The organism is Nitratidesulfovibrio sp. D1 (assembly GCF_051133415.1).
In the GTDB taxonomy this organism is placed as follows: domain Bacteria; phylum Desulfobacterota; class Desulfovibrionia; order Desulfovibrionales; family Desulfovibrionaceae; genus Cupidesulfovibrio.
Genome location: NZ_JBPGNZ010000002.1, coordinates 153,972 through 169,594 on the forward strand (window position 1 = coordinate 153,972; position 15,623 = coordinate 169,594).

At 66.5% G+C, this 15,623-nt stretch carries 14 protein-coding genes and 1 tRNA gene; 14 read left to right on the forward strand and 1 reads right to left on the reverse strand.

The annotated features are described in order from the left end of the window. The first annotated feature begins 19 nt into the window (after window positions 1-19). The 14 genes from ACR4XJ_RS03870 to rho all read left to right on the forward strand — a co-directional run bounded on the left by ACR4XJ_RS03870 (window position 20) and on the right by rho (window position 13,588). Window positions 20-1,831, forward strand: coding sequence for a tetratricopeptide repeat protein (locus ACR4XJ_RS03870; protein WP_434753962.1), 1,812 nt, complete (start codon window positions 20-22; stop codon window positions 1,829-1,831). Between the two features lie 68 nt (window positions 1,832-1,899). Beyond that, the gene (locus ACR4XJ_RS03875; RefSeq protein ID WP_434753963.1) at window positions 1,900-2,730 is read left to right on the forward strand and encodes a hypothetical protein; all 831 of its coding nucleotides are present in this window, start codon (window positions 1,900-1,902) and stop codon (window positions 2,728-2,730) included. A 201-nt stretch (window positions 2,731-2,931) separates the two neighbouring features. After that, window positions 2,932-3,339, forward strand: a complete 408-nt coding sequence (locus ACR4XJ_RS03880) for a hypothetical protein (RefSeq protein ID WP_434753964.1) — start codon at window positions 2,932-2,934, stop codon at window positions 3,337-3,339. 201 nt (window positions 3,340-3,540) lie between these two features. After that, window positions 3,541-3,993, forward strand: coding sequence for a ribose 5-phosphate isomerase B (rpiB, locus tag ACR4XJ_RS03885; RefSeq protein ID WP_434753965.1), 453 nt, complete (start codon window positions 3,541-3,543; stop codon window positions 3,991-3,993). A gap of 103 nt (window positions 3,994-4,096) precedes the next feature. Next, a complete protein-coding gene (cysS, locus tag ACR4XJ_RS03890) occupies window positions 4,097-5,554 on the forward strand; it encodes a cysteine--tRNA ligase (RefSeq protein WP_434753966.1) in 1,458 nt (485 codons plus the stop codon). A gap of 7 nt (window positions 5,555-5,561) precedes the next feature. After that, the gene (locus tag ACR4XJ_RS03895) at window positions 5,562-7,022 is read left to right on the forward strand and encodes a M48 family metalloprotease (protein WP_434753967.1); all 1,461 of its coding nucleotides are present in this window, start codon (window positions 5,562-5,564) and stop codon (window positions 7,020-7,022) included. A gap of 76 nt (window positions 7,023-7,098) precedes the next feature. Then, window positions 7,099-7,656 carry an ATP-dependent protease subunit HslV gene (gene hslV, locus ACR4XJ_RS03900; RefSeq protein WP_434753968.1) on the forward strand — a complete coding sequence of 186 codons (558 nt, stop codon included), beginning with the start codon at window positions 7,099-7,101 and terminating at the stop codon, window positions 7,654-7,656. Next, window positions 7,653-8,582 carry a 4-(cytidine 5'-diphospho)-2-C-methyl-D-erythritol kinase gene (gene ispE, locus ACR4XJ_RS03905; protein ID WP_434753969.1) on the forward strand — a complete coding sequence of 310 codons (930 nt, stop codon included), beginning with the start codon at window positions 7,653-7,655 and terminating at the stop codon, window positions 8,580-8,582. Before hslV ends, ispE begins: the two co-directional genes overlap by 4 nt. 65 nt (window positions 8,583-8,647) lie before the next feature. Continuing rightward, a tRNA-Gln gene (locus ACR4XJ_RS03910) sits at window positions 8,648-8,723 on the forward strand. 48 nt (window positions 8,724-8,771) lie between these two features. After that, a complete protein-coding gene (locus tag ACR4XJ_RS03915; RefSeq protein WP_434753970.1) occupies window positions 8,772-9,710 on the forward strand; it encodes a ribose-phosphate diphosphokinase in 939 nt (312 codons plus the stop codon). Between the two features lie 62 nt (window positions 9,711-9,772). Further along, window positions 9,773-10,348, forward strand: coding sequence for a 50S ribosomal protein L25/general stress protein Ctc (locus tag ACR4XJ_RS03920; protein WP_333505696.1), 576 nt, complete (start codon window positions 9,773-9,775; stop codon window positions 10,346-10,348). A gap of 289 nt (window positions 10,349-10,637) precedes the next feature. Then, a complete protein-coding gene (gene pth / locus ACR4XJ_RS03925; RefSeq protein ID WP_434753971.1) occupies window positions 10,638-11,246 on the forward strand; it encodes an aminoacyl-tRNA hydrolase in 609 nt (202 codons plus the stop codon). Between the two features lie 227 nt (window positions 11,247-11,473). Beyond that, window positions 11,474-11,989, forward strand: coding sequence for a CarD family transcriptional regulator (locus ACR4XJ_RS03930; RefSeq protein ID WP_434753972.1), 516 nt, complete (start codon window positions 11,474-11,476; stop codon window positions 11,987-11,989). Window positions 11,990-12,337: 348 nt separating this feature from the next. Further along, window positions 12,338-13,588, forward strand: coding sequence for a transcription termination factor Rho (gene rho / locus ACR4XJ_RS03935; protein ID WP_012611640.1), 1,251 nt, complete (start codon window positions 12,338-12,340; stop codon window positions 13,586-13,588). 237 nt (window positions 13,589-13,825) lie between these two features. On the opposite strand, the gene ACR4XJ_RS03940 is transcribed toward rho, so the two are convergent. Continuing rightward, window positions 13,826-15,586 (reverse strand): methyl-accepting chemotaxis protein, encoded by a 1,761-nt coding sequence (locus ACR4XJ_RS03940; protein WP_434753973.1) that lies wholly within the window; start codon window positions 15,584-15,586, stop codon window positions 13,826-13,828. Window positions 15,587-15,623 lie beyond the last annotated feature (37 nt).

Here is a 15,623-nt window from a genome sequence, read left to right on the forward strand (position 1 = left end):
GCCGTTGCACGAGCCCTCCATGCCATCCATCCTTCGCACCGCCCCCGCCCGGAACGCCGCCGACACGACGGCGCACCGCCGGGTGTCGCGCCGCACCGCGTCCGGTCCAACATCCGCCCCAACATCGGGCTGGTCGCGCATCGGGTCGCTTGCCCGCGCCGCCGTGCTGCTGGCGGCGGTCTGTCTCGCCACCGGCGTCACGGGCTGCGCCACCCGCCAGGCCACGCCGGAACAGCCGGACGCCCCCGTGGAATGGCGCCTGACGCCGGAGGCGGCCACCACCTACTACTATCTGCTGCTGGAACAGGCGGCCCGCACCGGCAACCTGCACGACGCCATGACCGCCATCGAACAACTGGTGGCGCTGGATCCGTCTCCCAGGGTGTTCACCGACGGCGGCTCGTTCCTGCTTTCGCGCAAGGAACCCACCCTGGCCCGGCAGGTGTTGCAGGAAGGCGCGACGCGCTATCCCGACGACCTGGACATCACCCTGCTGCTGGTGGAAACCTATCTTGAGGAAAACCGCACCGGCGACGCGCTGTACACCCTGCGCAGCTTCGTCAACGCCCATGGCGACGACGAGCAGGCCCGCCAGGAACTGGCCCTGCTGCTGGTGAAGACCCGCAATTTCGCCGAGGCGGACAAGCTGCTTTCCGGCATCTCCGAGCGCAACCGCACCCCGGTGCTGCGCTACTACCACGCCCGTGCCCTGGTGGGGCTGAACCGCCATTCCGAGGCGCTGGGGCAACTGCGCAAGGCCGTGAAGGCCGCGCCGGACTTCCTGGAAGCCTGGGCGGAACTGGCCTTCATCTACGAACTGCGCAAGGATTACGTGGAGGCGGAGCGCACCTACGAGCAGATCATCACCCTGGACGAAAGCAACCAGGACGTGTGGCTGCGGCTCATCGCCATCAGCCTGAAGCTGAACAACCCGGCCAAGGCCTACGAACTGGCCCGGCAGGGGCCGGAAACCTTCGGCTTCCTGCTCACGGCGGCCACCCTGTTCCTTGAGGAAAAGTTCTACGAGCAGGCCGATGCCCTGCTCACCGTGGTCAAGGACACCCCCGGCGCGCCGGAAGAGGTGTACTTCTACCTGGCCGTGCTGTCCTTCGAGGGCAAGCGCGACCCGGCCGGGGCCATCCGCTGGCTTTCCGAGATCACCCCGTCCAACAAGTACCACGACCGGGCCCTGCGCCTGAAAAGCCAGCTGCTGTACGAGACCGGCGACCTCACCGGGGCGCTGGCCACGCTGAAGGAAGGACAGAAGATCTACCCCGGCCAGAAGGAATTCTGGCAGATGGAAGCCCAGTTGTACCTGAACAGCGACAAGCCGGAAGAAGCCCTGGCCGTCATGGAAGAGGCGCGCAGGTTCTGGCCCGGCGACGCCGAAATCTCCTTCATGCGCGGCATCATCCTGGACGAGCGGGGCATGAAGGACGAGGCGTTCACGGTGATGGAACAGGTCATCGCCGAGCATCCGCGCCACGCCCAGGCCCTGAACTACGTGGGCTACACCCTGGCCGAGCAGGGCCGCGACCTGGACCGGGCGCTGGAACTCATCCAGCGCGCCCTTGAAGAATCGCCCGACAGTACCTACATCGTAGATTCGCTGGCCTGGGCGCACTACCGCCGGGGCGAACTGAACGAGGCGTGGCAGGCCATCGGCCGCGCCGTGGAACTGGGCGCCAGCGACCCCACCATCTGGGAACACTACGGCGACATCGCCGCCGCCCTCGGCAAGAAGGCGGAAGCGCGCAAGGGCTACCGCAAGGCCCTGGAAATGTCGCCCGCCAACGCGGCGGACATCACCGCCAAGCTCAAGAAGCTGTAATGCATTCATCCTTCCGGTTTTCTCCCGCATCCAACGCGAACAACGCGATCGGGGCGCACGGCAATGCCGTGCGCCGTCGCATACTGCCCCTGCTGGCCCTGGCCGCGCTGTTTCTGGCCGCCCTTGCGCAGGGCTGCGCCCCGCGCGTGGCCCCCGGCGTGCCCGCCCCGGCGGGCCAGGCCGACGCCGCATGGCACGCCTACCGCAGTTGGGCGCAGTCCAACGACGCCGACGCCGGTCCCTTCCGGCTCAACGCCAGCCTGCGCTACAAGACCGGCGAAAACGACGGCAACCGCGTGGTGGCCCTGCTGTGGTCCAACGGCGAGGTGCCGTTGCGGCTGGACATCATGGCCGGCATCGGGGCCACCGTGGCCCGCATCCGCGAGGACGACACCACCTTCCTCGCCTACGCCCCCAATGAGCACCGCGCCTACTACCACAGCGGCGACCTGAACCGCGGGGGGCGCGCCCTGCTCTCGTTCGGCGTGCCGGTGCCCTTTTCCGTGCCGGACCTGGCCAACCTGCTCAACGGCCGGTTCGCCCAAGTGTTCGACGACGACCGCGCCGACGCAAGGCTTGTGACCGACGGGGGAATCGCCTACACTCTGCCGCGCGGCAGGGTTCGCGGAATGCTTGAACTTTCTCCCGAAGGGCTGCCCCGCCGCTGGACCGATACGGCTCCCGGCGAGAAGCAGGCCGGGTGGGACATGCGCATCGACTACGACGAGGCCGTGCCTCCCCTGCCCCGCAAGATCACCATCACCCATGCCAAGGGGTATTCCGCCATCCTGCTCGTGAAGGAGCGGGAACGGCCGCAGCCCTTCACCGGCGAACAGCTGGGGCTCGAACTGCCCGAAGGCACCGAGGTGCTGCCGCTGCGCGAGGGCACGCGGCGCTAGGGGCTGTCTCCAAATCGTCCTTTTTCCCGTTGGCTGCGTCAAACTTCACCTGCCATATCGGTCAAATACGATAAGAGTATACTCCCTCATGGCAGTCTCGTTTTCCTTGCCAACGGATAAAAATTCCTGATTTGGAAACAGCCCCTAACATCCAGTCAACACTGCACGTCACGCAGGCATCACAACGCGACGGAGACGTTCATGACCGCGCCCGATACCCAGACTTCCTTCTCCCTTTCCGCCGTGCTGTCCAACCTCAAGGTCGGGCTGTGCGTGCTGCGCGGCGAACTGGGCCGCGTGGCCTCGGGCGTGCTGCGCTGCATGGAGGCGCGCCAGTTGCGCCGCCGCATGGATGACGAGCACGCCGCCCTCGGCCGCCGCGTGGCGGAACTGCTGGAGGCGGACGGCCCGGCTTCCGGCGGCCTGACTGATGACGCCCGCGTCCGCGGACTGAGTGATGACGTTCGCGTCCGCGAACTGGCCGGGCGCGCCGCCTTCCTGCGCGACGAACTGGCCCGCCACGCCGCCGGGGCCGAGGCCGACCGCGAACGCCACCTGGCCCGCATGGCCCGATGCTGCGGCCCGAATTGCACGGGCGGCAAGAACTGACCGGGCAAGCTTCCCACTTCTCCGCCCGGAACTCGCCGCCGTCTTGACAAGCGGGCCCCGGAACATCACAGTCCCTGCGCCGGCCGGCCTCGCGCCGTCTTTTCCGGACGCACGGACGGCACCCCGTTTCCACGGCACGCACCGCGCCCCACCATGGGCGCACACCCCCGTATTTCCGCCAGCATGCAGCGAGGGAATCCCATGTCCGCACCCATCATCATCGGCTCCGACCACGCCGGTCTCGCCCTGAAGCAGGTCATCGTGGCCCACCTCAAGGCCACCGGCCGCCAGGTGGAAGACCTTGGCCCCCAGACCGCCGAAAGCTGCGACTACCCACTCTACGCCGCCAGGGTGACCGAACGGGTGCTGGCCAGCGGCGGGTTCGGCATCCTGGTCTGCGGCACCGGCATCGGCATGTCCATGGCCGCCAACCGCGTTCCCGGCATCCGCGCCGCCCTGTGCACCTGCGAATTCCACGCCCGCGCCACCCGCCAACACAACGACGCCAACGTGCTGTGTCTGGGCGAGAGGGTGACCGGCCCCGGCGTGGCCATGGGCCTCGTGGACGTGTTCCTGGACACGGCCTTCGAAGGCGGCCGCCACCAGCGCCGCATCGACCAGTTCGACGGACCTGTCTGCACCGGCGGCTGCTAGACGGAGCCTCGGCCTTGCGGCACGTTCCTTCATGCGCCCCGCCCACCACGCCGGGCGCGCTCCGCATCCGCACGCACCACACCGCATTCCCACGGGAGCATCAATGCAACTGTACAATACCCTGACCCGCAAAAAGGAACATTTCGAGCCCGCCGTGCCCGGCAAGGTCAACATGTACGTCTGCGGCATCACCGCGTACGACCTGTGCCACATCGGCCATGCCCGCTCCGCCGTGGTGTTCGACGTGCTGGTGCGCTACCTGCGCCATACCGGCCTAGACGTCACCTTCGCGCGCAACTTCACCGACGTGGACGACAAGATCATCACCCGCGCCAACCAGGAAGGTCTTTCCAGTCAGGAAGTGGCGGAAAAGTACATCGCCACCTTCTACGAGGACATGGACCGCCTGAACGTGCTGCGGGCGGACCTGGAACCCCGCGCCACCACCCATATCGAAGAGATGATCGCCCTGTGCGTGCGGCTCATCGAGCAGGGCAAGGCCTACGCCACCCCCTCGGGCGACGTGTACTTCCGGGTGCGCGCCTTTCCCGGCTACGGCAAGCTCTCCGGCCGCGACGTGGACGACCTGCGCTCCGGCGCGCGCGTGGCCCCCGGCGAGGAAAAGGAAGACCCGCTGGACTTCGCCCTGTGGAAGGCGGCCAAGCCCGGCGAACCCTACTGGGAAAGCCCGTGGGGGCACGGCCGCCCCGGCTGGCACATCGAGTGCTCGGCCATGAGCGAAAAGCACCTGCCCCTGCCCCTGGACATCCACGGCGGCGGGCAGGACCTGGTCTTTCCCCACCACGAGAACGAAATCGCCCAGACCGAGGCGGCCCTCGGCAAGGACTTCGTGCGCTACTGGGTGCACAACGGCTTCGTGCAGGTGAACGCCGAAAAGATGTCCAAGTCGCTGGGCAACTTCCGCACCATCCGCGACATCCTGGAAAACTACCTGCCGGAAACCCTGCGCTACTTCCTGCTGACAAAGCACTACCGCAGCCCCATCGACTTCACCTTCGAGTCCATGGACGAGGCGGAAAAGAACCTCAAGCGCATCTACGAGGCGCTTGGCCTGCTGCACGCGGAACTCGAGCGCGAAAAGTGGACCCCCGGCCCCCTGCCCAGGGACGTGACCGAGGAATTCGAAGGGCTGCGCCAGGCCTTCACCGACGCCATGGAAGACGACATGAACACCGCGGCCGCCCTGGGCCACGTGTTCACCATGGTCCGTCTGGCCAACCGCATCCTGGACAACAAGGGCCAGCGCAAGACCGAGGGCGCGCGCGCCTTCTTCCGCGCCGTGCTGGACGAGGCCGCCGTGTGGTCCGCCGTGCTGGGCGTGTTCGGCCGCGAGCCCGCCGGGTTCCTGGCGGAACTGCGCGCCTGCCGCGTGGCCCGCAAGGGCATCGACCCGGCCAGGGTGGACGGACTGTTGCAGGCCCGCATCGCCGCCCGCGCCGACAAGGACTTCGCCCGCGCCGACGCCATCCGCGACGAGATCGCCGCCCTCGGCATAGAGGTGCGCGACACGCCTTCCGGCGCGGTGTGGGACGTGCTATGATCCGCGCATGACCACCCGCTTCCGCCACTCTTCCGCGCCCCGCACCGGCTGGCTTCGCGCCCGCCTGCGGGGTGCGTTTGCCCTGTGCCTGTGCGCGCTCGTGCTGTTGGGCCAGGCCCTGCCCGCCTTCGCCCCGCCCGCCGGGGCCTTCCTTGGCGACTTCACCGTCAAGGACGAGGTGGAACTGGGCAAGAAGTTCAACGTGCTCATCAAGGCCCGCCTGCCGCTGGTGGAAGACCCGGAGGTGAAGGAGTACGTGCGGTCCATCGTGGAACGGCTGAAGGCGGTGGTGCCGCCGCAGCCCTTCGACTTCGAGACCAACGTGCTGCTGCACAACGCGGTCAACGCCTTCGCCAGCCCCGGCGGGTACATCTTCGTGCACACCGGGCTGCTGATGGCCATGGAGCACGAAAGCGAGGTGGCGGGCGTGCTGGCCCACGAAATGGCCCACGTCACCCAGCGCCACATCGCCAACCGCATCGAGAAGTCGCAGCGGGTCACCCTGCTCAGCCTGGCCGGGGCGCTGGCCGGGGCCTTCATGGGCGGCGGGGGCAGCGGCAAGGGCGCGGCCATGGCCGGGTCCATGGCGGCCGGGCAGGCGGCCATGCTCAACTACAGCCGCATCGATGAATCCGAGGCCGACCAGGTGGGCATGCAGTATCTTGTGGCGGCGGGCTTCCGGCCCGACGGCATGGCCGGGGCCTTCGAAAAGCTGCGCCGCCAGAGTTGGATGACCGGCACCGACGTGCCCACCTATCTCAGCACCCACCCCAACCTTACCGACCGCATCAGCGAGGTGCGCCTGCGCGTGGAACAGCAGCCCGCCAGCGTGCGCAACCGGCAGGACGACGACGAACGCTTCCGCCGGGTGCAGTTGCTGGTGCGCGCCCGCTACGCGGACGCCACCATCGCCCTGCGCACCTTCGAGCAGGCCAAACCCGACGACTGCATGTCGCAACTGGGGCGGGCCATCCTGTATTCGCGCCTGAACCGGGTGGGCGAGGCCACGGCGGCCTTCGACCGGGCGCTGGCCTGCAACCCCAGGGACCAGTTGGTCTGGCGCGAGGCAGGGCGGTTCCACTACACCAAGGGCGACCGCCACCGCGCCGCGCAGATGCTGCAACGCGCCGTGCTGATGAACTCGCGCGACTACATGGCCCTGTTCTTCTACGCGCGCCTGCTGTTCGACACGGGCCAGCGCAACGAGGCGTACACCTACTACAAGGAAGTGCTGCGCCACCTGCCCGAGGATTCCGAGGTGCACGACTACTACGGCCGCGCCCTGGGCATGGACGGGCAGGTGTTCAAGGGCTACCTGCATCTGGCGTACAGCGCGCTGTACGCCAACGAGAAGGACAAGGTGGAGCAGTTGCGCGACAAGGCGCGGGCGGTCATCCGCACGCCCGAGGACCAGGCGGACCTGGAGCGCTTCGACTCCAGGTACCAGGAACGCAAGGCGTTCTGGTAGCGGGCTCCGGAGCCCGCGGCCTCGCTCCGGCGCGGCCATGATCACACCGGCATCACCACTCCGAAGGAACCGACATATGGAATTGAAGGGTACCACCATCCTTGCCGTGCGCGACGCGGGCGGCGTGGCCATGGCCGGCGACGGCCAGGTGACCATGGGCCAGAGCGTGGTCATGAAGCACACCGCCCGCAAGGTGCGCCGCCTGTACCGCGACCGGGTGCTGGCGGGCTTCGCCGGGGCCACGGCCGACGCCTTCACCCTGTTCGAGCGCTTCGAGGCCAAGCTGGAGGAATTCGGCGGCAACCTCACCCGCGCCGCCGTGGAACTGGCCAAGGACTGGCGCAAGGACAAGTACCTGCGCAGGCTGGAGGCCATGCTGCTGGTGGCCGACGCGGAAACCATCCTCATCCTCACCGGCACCGGCGACGTCATCGAGCCGGACGACGGCATCGCCGCCATCGGCAGCGGCGGCCCCTATGCCCTGTCCGCCGCCCGCGCCCTGTCCCGGCACACCGCGCTGGACGCGGAAGCCGTGGTCCGCGAGGCCATGGGCATCGCCGGTGAGTTGTGCGTGTTCACCAACGGCCACCTGACCGTGGAAACGCTGCGGCGCGACGCGGACGCCCCGGCATGACGGCGGCCGCCGTCACCCTGCGCGCGGGATGCAAGGTCAACCTGTACCTGCGCATCACCGGCGTGCGGCCCGACGGCTACCACGAACTGGACACCCTGTTCCTGCCCCTGCCGGAACCCTGCGACCTGCTGCACGTGACGCCCCGCGCGGGCCAGGGCATTGCCTTCTCCTGCACCGAACCGGACGTGGACCCGGCCCGCAACACTGTGACGGCCGCCTACGAGGACTTCGCCACGGCCACCGGCTTTCGCCCCGGCCTTGCGGTGCATCTGGAAAAAGGCATCCCCCACGGCGCGGGCCTGGGCGGAGGCAGCGCGGACGCGGCAGCGCTGCTGCGCCATCTTGCCGCGCTGTGCGCGGAACAGGCCCCCGGCAAGGCCCCCGCGCCCGAAACCCTGCGGACCATCGCGGCAGGGGTGGGGGCCGACGTGCCGTTCTTTCTCATGGACGGCCCGGCGCGGGCCACCGGCATCGGCGACGCGCTCACCCCGCTTCGGCCCGGCGGACTCGCAGCCCTGGGCCTTGCGGGCATGCACCTGGTGCTGGCCTGTCCGCCCATACGCGTTTCCACGCCCTGGGCCTACCGGGCCTGGGACGCCGCCAACCCTTCCGTACCCGGCAGCCACGCGGAAGCCGGACAGGGCGCGAAATCATTGCGCCCTTGCTTGACATCCGAAAGTCTAGAAGATAGAAATCCACTCTCTCGCGGACCGTGGCTGACCAACAGCTTTGAACCGGTTGTTTTTCAGGCACATGCAACCCTGCGCCGAACCAAGGAATTTCTTCTTCGACGCGGGGCCTGTGCCGCGCTGATGAGCGGGAGCGGCGCCAGCCTGTTCGCCCTGTTCAGAAAGCACGGCACGGCGCGCGATGTGGCCGAAGCTCTTCGCAACGACAACATCGTGGCCTTTTTGCACGCGCTGTGAGATGCGCGCCGCCCGGCGGCGCACGCAGGCCAGCCCCTGCGTCAAAGCACATATTTCCCTGATGCTGGGGTGTCGCCAAGCTGGTAAGGCAACGGGTTTTGGTCCCGTCATCCGAGGGTTCGAGTCCTTCCGCCCCAGCCATTTTTCCGATGACGCTTGCCATCGCAACCACAAGCCGGAAGTCGAAACATGCACGGTGATCTGAAGATTCTTACCGGCACGTCGAACCCCGCCCTTGCCAAGGCCATCTGCGACCACCTGGGTTGCCAGCTCACCCCGGCCCTGTGCGAGACATTCAGCGACGGCGAGATTCGCATCGAGATCGGCGACAACGTGCGCGGCGACGACGTGTTCGTCGTCCAGGCCACCTGCTCGCCCGTCAACTACAATCTGATGCAGCTGTGCCTGATGCTGGATGCGCTGAAGCGCGCCAGCGCCGGCCGCGTCACCGCCGTGGTGCCCTACTACGGCTACGCCCGCCAGGACCGCAAGGTCAGCCCCCGCGCGCCCATCAGCGCCAAGCTGGTGGCCGACTTCCTGACCACCGCGGGCACCGACCGCGTGGTCACGGTGGACCTGCACGCCGGGCAGATCCAGGGCTTCTTCGACGTGCCGGTGGACAACCTGTACGCGCAGCCGGTCATTCTCGACTACCTGCGCCCGTACGCGGGCAACATCGTCATCGTCTCGCCCGACGCGGGCGGCGTGGAGCGCGCCCGCTCGTTCGCCAAGAAGCTGAACGCGGGCCTGGCCATCATCGACAAGCGCCGTGACCGTCCCAACCAGGCCTCGGCCATGCACGTCATCGGCGACGTCAAGGACAAGATCGCCATCGTGGTGGACGACATGATCGACACCGCGGGCACCATGTGCGCGGCGGGCGAGGTGCTGCTGAAGAACGGGGCCAAGGAAGTGATGGCCTGCGCCACCCACCCCGTGCTGTCCGGCCCGGCCATCGAACGGCTGTGCAATTCCACCTTCTCGCAGGTCATCATCACCGACACGGTGCCCCTGGGCGACAAGCTGGCCGCCTGCGGCAAGCTGAAGGTGCTGTCCGTGGCCGGGCTGCTGGCCAAGGCCATCCACAACATCCACACCGAATCCTCGGTGAGCGTGCTTTTCGTATAAGCAATTCACATTCCGACGCGGGGCGGGATGCCTACGCGGGAATGAATTTAAGGAGAACTGCAATGTCCGAACTGAAGACTCTGAGCGTGCGCAAGCGCGACGGCCTTGGCAAGGGCGCCAACCGCAAGCTGCGGGCCGAAACCCTGGTTCCCGGCGTGTTCTACAACGCCGAGGGCCTGAACGTGCCGGTCGTGATGGACACGCTTCCCGTCGAGAAGATGTTCGAAGCCGTGGGCCGCACCACCGTCTTCAACATCGAACTGGACGACAACGGCGCCAAGTCCACCTACCCGGCGCTGTTCTGGCAGATCCAGTATCACCCGGTGAAGAACCGCTTCTCGCACATCGATTTTCGCGGCGTGGACCTGGAAAAGCCCGTCAAGATCCGCGTGCCCCTCGAATTCACCGGCACCGCCAAGGGCGTGAAGGTGGGCGGCAAGCTGGAAGTGTACCGCGAAGCGCTGGACATTTCCGCCAAGCCCCTGCTGATGCCCAGCAAGATCACCATCGATCTGACCGACCTCGAAATCGGCAAGACCATAAGCGTGAATGACCTGCCCCTAGGCGAAGGCGTCTGCGCCGTTGCCGACCGCAACTTCGCCATCGTGGCCGTCGTCTCGCCCAAGGGCGAGGAATAGCGCCTGAGGCCGGGAACGCCGCAGCAGTCCGCCGCATCCCGATGCGGGCGTGACACGCGGCTTCCCACGGTTTGGACCGCGGTTTCCCCCGGCCCCGCGCACCAGCGCGGGGCCGGTTTCCGCGTTTCCGGAACCCGGCCCGCACCCCCGTAGCGCAGCGGCCGGACCCGCCTGGCCGAACTCGTCTGGCGGACCCGTCTGACCATCCTGCCAGCCCTGCCGCCGCGCCATCCATCGCGCCGCCCCGCAACGGCAACCGCCGCTGAACCGTCAACCACCCCCATCGCGCATGAACGTCGCCGGTCTCATCGTCGGCCTGGGCAATCCGGGCAAGGAATACGAACGCACGCGCCACAACCTGGGCTTCATGGCCGTGGACGCCCTGATGGACTCGGCCGCCCGCGAACCGGGCGGCGGGTGCGACCAGCTTTCCGGCGGCAAGAAGAAGTACGACCTGTGGCGCTGCCGCATCACGCCCTCAGGCGACCCGTGGCTGGTGGCCAAGCCGCAGACCTTCATGAACCTGAGCGGCGAGGCGGTGCTGGCCATCGCCTCGTACTACCGGGTGAAGCCTGCCGCCATCCTGGTGGTGCACGACGAACTGGACATCCCCCTCGGCCGCATGAAGTTCAAGACCGGGGGCGGCAACGCCGGGCACAACGGGCTGAAGTCCATCACCCAACTGCTCGGCACGCCTGATTTCCACCGCCTGCGCCTGGGCATCGGGCGCTCGCCCCACGGCGGCGAGACCACCAACTGGGTGCTGGGCCGCCTGACCGGCCCGGAACAGGACGCGCTGGACAAGCTGCTGCCCGCCGCCGTGCAGGCCATGACCATCTTCGCCACCCAGGGCGCGGCCGCCGCCACCCAGTTCGCCAACGCCTGCAAGCCGGAATGACGCGGCGCCCGCGCGGCGGCACGCCGTGCGATGGCCCCTGCCTGCCGGACCGGCTCCGCCCCCGCCGCGCACCACGCCGAAAGCCTTTCCGCATCGCAGCGTCCTTGCCAGCGTCCTTGCCACGGACAGCACTGCCGAACGCTGGCGGGATGGACTCTTGCTGCGGATTGGGATAAGCTGTTTTTTCCTGCCGAATTCAACCTTGTTTCCACCGCATGGAGTTCCGAGTGTTTGCCCAGGATCAACTCGTCGTCTACCCGGCTCAAGGCGTCGGCAAAGTCGAACGCGTCGAGTCGCAAGTGGTTGGCGGCGTTGCCACGGACTTCTATATCGTCCGCATCCTGGGCAACAACGTGACCCTCATGGTGCCCGTGCGCAATGCCGCCAACGTGGGGCTGCGCCCGCTATGCGCCCCGGAGCGCGGAGCCGAGATACTCGAATCCCTGCGCGACCGCACCGGCTTCACCGGCTACACCGGCCAGAACTGGAACCGCCGCTACCGTGAATACTCGGAAAAGCTGAAGAGCGGCGACCTGGCGGATGTTGCCTACGTGCTGCGCGAACTCTTGCTCATCGGCCGCGACAAGGAACTCTCGTTCGGCGAACGCCGCCTGCTGGAACAGGCCATGGGACTGATCACCCTGGAACTGGCCTGCGTGCTGGACCGCCCCCAGGACAACGTGCGCGGCGAAATCGAAGAGATGTTCCAGGATGTCTTGCAGGCCAGGGAAAAAAACGAATAGACCACTTGCCATCCCGTGTCGAATGGGCTAGGTAGCCCCTTGTACGGCGGGTGGAAGCAACCGAACGTTGCAACACCTCTCTTGCGGGTCCCCTCCCCTCCATTCCGGGCCACGAAAGCCCGGCACCGGACCCGGTACAGTGTTCCCGCCCGTCCACCTCAACGATTTTCCTTCATACCGTCACTCCGACAACAGTTCCCACTTGCGGACGGCTCGCCTTTGCGCGGTCTTTCCTGCCGTGTGGACGACTGTGGTTTCATCCTTCCATACACCCCCCACACCCTTCCAAAAGCAGTCCCCACCACGCCTATGAGGAAAAAGAAGAACGTCCAGGGTTCCGAGACGGCCATGAATCTTTCGGAACTCAAGATCAAGAGCATGAGCGAGCTCATGGAGCTTGCCGAGCAATACAACGTCGAGGGCGCCAGCGGCATGCGCAAGCAGGAGCTGATCTTCGCCCTGCTCCAGGCCTGCGCTTCGCAGAACGGCGCCATCTACGGCGACGGCGTGCTGGAGATACTGCCCGACGGTTTCGGCTTTCTGCGTTCGCCGCTGTGCAGCTACATGCCCGGCCCCGACGACATCTACGTCTCGCCCTCGCAGATCCGCCGCTTCAACCTGCGCAAGGGCGACGTCGTTTCCGGCCAGATCCGCCCGCCCAAGGAAGGCGAACGCTACTTCGCCCTGCTGAAGGTGACCGAGATCGGCTTCGAGCCGCCGGAAAACGCCAAGAATCTCGTACTGTTCGACAACCTGACGCCCATCTACCCCGACCGCCAGTTCATCATGGAGAACGGGGACAAGAACTACTCCAGCCGCGTCATCGACATGATGGCCCCCGTGGGCCGCGGCCAGCGCGGCCTGATCGTGGCGCCCCCCCGCACCGGCAAGACCATCCTGCTCCAGACCATCGCCAACTCCATCAACGCCAACCACCCGGATGCCTATCTCATCGTGCTGCTCATCGACGAGCGGCCCGAGGAAGTCACCGACATGGAACGCACGGTGAAGAACGCCGAAGTGGTCAGCTCCACCTTCGACGAGCCGCCGCAGCGCCACGTGCAGGTCTGCGAGATGGTGCTGGAAAAGGCCAAGCGCCTGGTGGAACGCAAGCGCGACGTGGTCATCCTGCTCGACTCCATCACCCGCCTGGGCCGCGCCTACAACGCCGTCACTCCCTCGTCCGGCCGCGTGCTGTCCGGCGGTCTCGACGCCAACGCCCTGCAACGCCCCAAGCGCTTCTTCGGCGCGGCGCGCAACATCGAGGAAGGCGGCAGCCTGACCATCATCGCCACCGCCCTCATCGACACCGGCTCGCGCATGGACGAAGTGATCTTCGAAGAGTTCAAGGGCACCGGCAACATGGAAATCTACCTGGAACGCCACCTTGCCGAAAAGCGCGTGTTCCCGGCCATCGACATCAACCGCACCGGCACCCGCAAGGAAGACCTGCTGCTGTCGGACGAGGTGCTCAACCGCGTGTGGATCCTGCGCAAGATCCTGGCGCCCATGTCGCCCATCGACAGCATGGAATTCCTGCTGGACAAGATGCGCGCCACCAAGAGCAACCGCGAATTCCTCAACGTGATGAACAAGTAGCGCAACGCGCCGCGCGTTCACGATACGGAAACATGAAGCCCGCCGTTCCCTGCATGGGAACGGCGGGCTTCTTCGGTTGCCGTTTCGTGGTGCGGCGGCCCGGCCTGCGCATCCAGGCAAACTGCCCGCCCCTCGTCCGGAGAGGGCGGGCAGTTTGGTATGCTGCTGTTGCCTGTCAGGCTGTCGGACCGCCGACATGGGCGTGCCTGTGCCTTGCCCCGCCGGGGCAGGGCCACGCTAGCCCCTGCCGCCTTCGGCCTTCATGTCGTTGATGAGGCCCAGCAGCACCTGCGACTGACGCGCCAGTTCCTGCGTAGCCTGGCTCGCCTCCATCATGGCCGTTGCCGTCTTGCTGGAAATGATGGCTACCTGTTCCACGGAGCGGTTGATTTCGTCGCTGGCGGCGGACTGTTCTTCGCTGGCTGTGGCGATGGAGCGCACCTGGTCGTTGGTCGAATCCACCAGCCCGACGATGCTGTGCAGGGTTTCGCCAGCCTGGCTGGCAAGGCCGGTGGCTTCCTGAATGGTTCCGATGGAACGGTCGACCCCGGCCACGCTCTTGCGGGTTCCTTCCTGAATGCCGCTGATGACCTGGCCCACTTCAGAGGTGGCTGTCATGGTCTTTTCGGCCAGCTTGCGAACTTCATCCGCCACAACGGCAAAGCCTCGTCCGGCCTCGCCCGCGCGGGCGGCCTCGATGGCGGCATTGAGGGCCAGCAGGTTGGTCTGGTCGGCAATGTCGGAAATGACGCTCATGATCTGGCCGATGCCCTCGGCCTGGCTGCTCAGGGTGTCCATATCCTGCTTGAGGTCAAGGCTCTGGCGGGAGACTTCGTTGATTCCCGCCACCACCCTGGAAACAACGGCCGCGCCTTCCTGCGCCTGCATGCGGGCCTGATCGGACATCTCAGAGGCATGCCCGGCATTGCTGGCAACCTCACGCACGGTGGCGTTCATTTCTTCCATGGCGGTGGCCGTTTCATTGACCCGTTGCGACTGCTCGTCCGAGCCGCGGCTGGACTGCTCGATCTGGACCGAAAGCTCTTCGGAGGCGGAGGTCAGGATGTCCACGACCCCTTCAAGCTGCTGCGCGGCCTGCAACATGCCTTCGGCCTTGGCGCGCTCGGCGGCCGCCTTGGCGGCATTGGCCTCCTCCGTGGCCCGTCGGGCCTGCTCGGCCTGCCGCGCGGCTTCGGCGCTTTTTTCCTCGGCTTCGGCTATTTTTTCCTTCATGGTGGCCACCATCTTCTGCATGACCTCGTATACGCCGCCGACCCGCGCTTGCGCCCGGAATTTCACGTCAAGGTTGCCCTGGGCCACTTCGTTCGCGACCTCGGCCAGATACCCGGGATCTTCGCCAAGCTGGCGCGTTACGTTGCGGGCCAGCAGGATGCCGGTGGCGACGGACAGCAGAACGCTGAAGCCCAGAACCACGTAGAGAAGCCTGCTGGCGGAATCGGACAGCTCGGCGTTCTGCTTGGCCAGCAAGGCCCCCTGCTCGCGCTTGGATTCCACAAGGGCGTCGACGGCTTGCTGGAAGCCTTCGGCTATTTCCCTGCCCCTGCCGGTCAGGAGTTCATAGGCTTCCCGGCCTTTGCCGGCGTCCTCCAGGGCCATGACCTCATCGACCATTCTCCTGAAATCCTGCATGGCGGATTTGAATTCGGCCATGGTCTTGCGCGCCTTGTCGGTGATCAGGGTCGCGTCCACCTCTTTGGAACCTTTGTCTACCAGGGCTCGCCACTGGGGAAGAACCTCGCGCGTGCGTTGTTTGACGGCCTCATTTTCCGTGGTGACGTAATCCAGTACATTGAGCCTGATGCGTTGAACATACGACACGACATCGATCAGTTCGCTCAACGGCGCCGCGACGCGGTTTGCCATGATCTCATCGGCCGCGCTCATGTCGTGCAGCCGTGAAACGGCAAAAAGCCCCACCCCCAAGGTTATCAGAGCAGAAAACAGGAACCCGGCCAGAAGTTTTGTTTGCAGTTTCATAGAGTATTCCCGGTTAGTGTTTTTTGCGCCATGCATG

Bases quoted from the DNA above. Each gene is read 5' to 3' on its own strand.
- ACR4XJ_RS03870 (WP_434753962.1), top strand. From the start codon at position 20: ATGCCATCCATCCTTCGCACCGCCCCCGCCCGGAACGCCGCCGACACG.
- ACR4XJ_RS03880 (WP_434753964.1), top strand. From the start codon at position 2,932: ATGACCGCGCCCGATACCCAGACTTCCTTCTCCCTTTCCGCCGTGCTG.
- rpiB (WP_434753965.1), top strand. From the start codon at position 3,541: ATGTCCGCACCCATCATCATCGGCTCCGACCACGCCGGTCTCGCCCTG.
- cysS (WP_434753966.1), top strand. From the start codon at position 4,097: ATGCAACTGTACAATACCCTGACCCGCAAAAAGGAACATTTCGAGCCC.
- ACR4XJ_RS03895 (WP_434753967.1), top strand. From the start codon at position 5,562: ATGACCACCCGCTTCCGCCACTCTTCCGCGCCCCGCACCGGCTGGCTT.
- hslV (WP_434753968.1), top strand. From the start codon at position 7,099: ATGGAATTGAAGGGTACCACCATCCTTGCCGTGCGCGACGCGGGCGGC.
- ispE (WP_434753969.1), top strand. From the start codon at position 7,653: ATGACGGCGGCCGCCGTCACCCTGCGCGCGGGATGCAAGGTCAACCTG.
- ACR4XJ_RS03915 (WP_434753970.1), top strand. From the start codon at position 8,772: ATGCACGGTGATCTGAAGATTCTTACCGGCACGTCGAACCCCGCCCTT.
- ACR4XJ_RS03920 (WP_333505696.1), top strand. From the start codon at position 9,773: ATGTCCGAACTGAAGACTCTGAGCGTGCGCAAGCGCGACGGCCTTGGC.
- pth (WP_434753971.1), top strand. From the start codon at position 10,638: ATGAACGTCGCCGGTCTCATCGTCGGCCTGGGCAATCCGGGCAAGGAA.
- rho (WP_012611640.1), top strand. From the start codon at position 12,338: ATGAATCTTTCGGAACTCAAGATCAAGAGCATGAGCGAGCTCATGGAG.
- ACR4XJ_RS03940 (WP_434753973.1), bottom strand. From the start codon at position 15,586: ATGAAACTGCAAACAAAACTTCTGGCCGGGTTCCTGTTTTCTGCTCTG.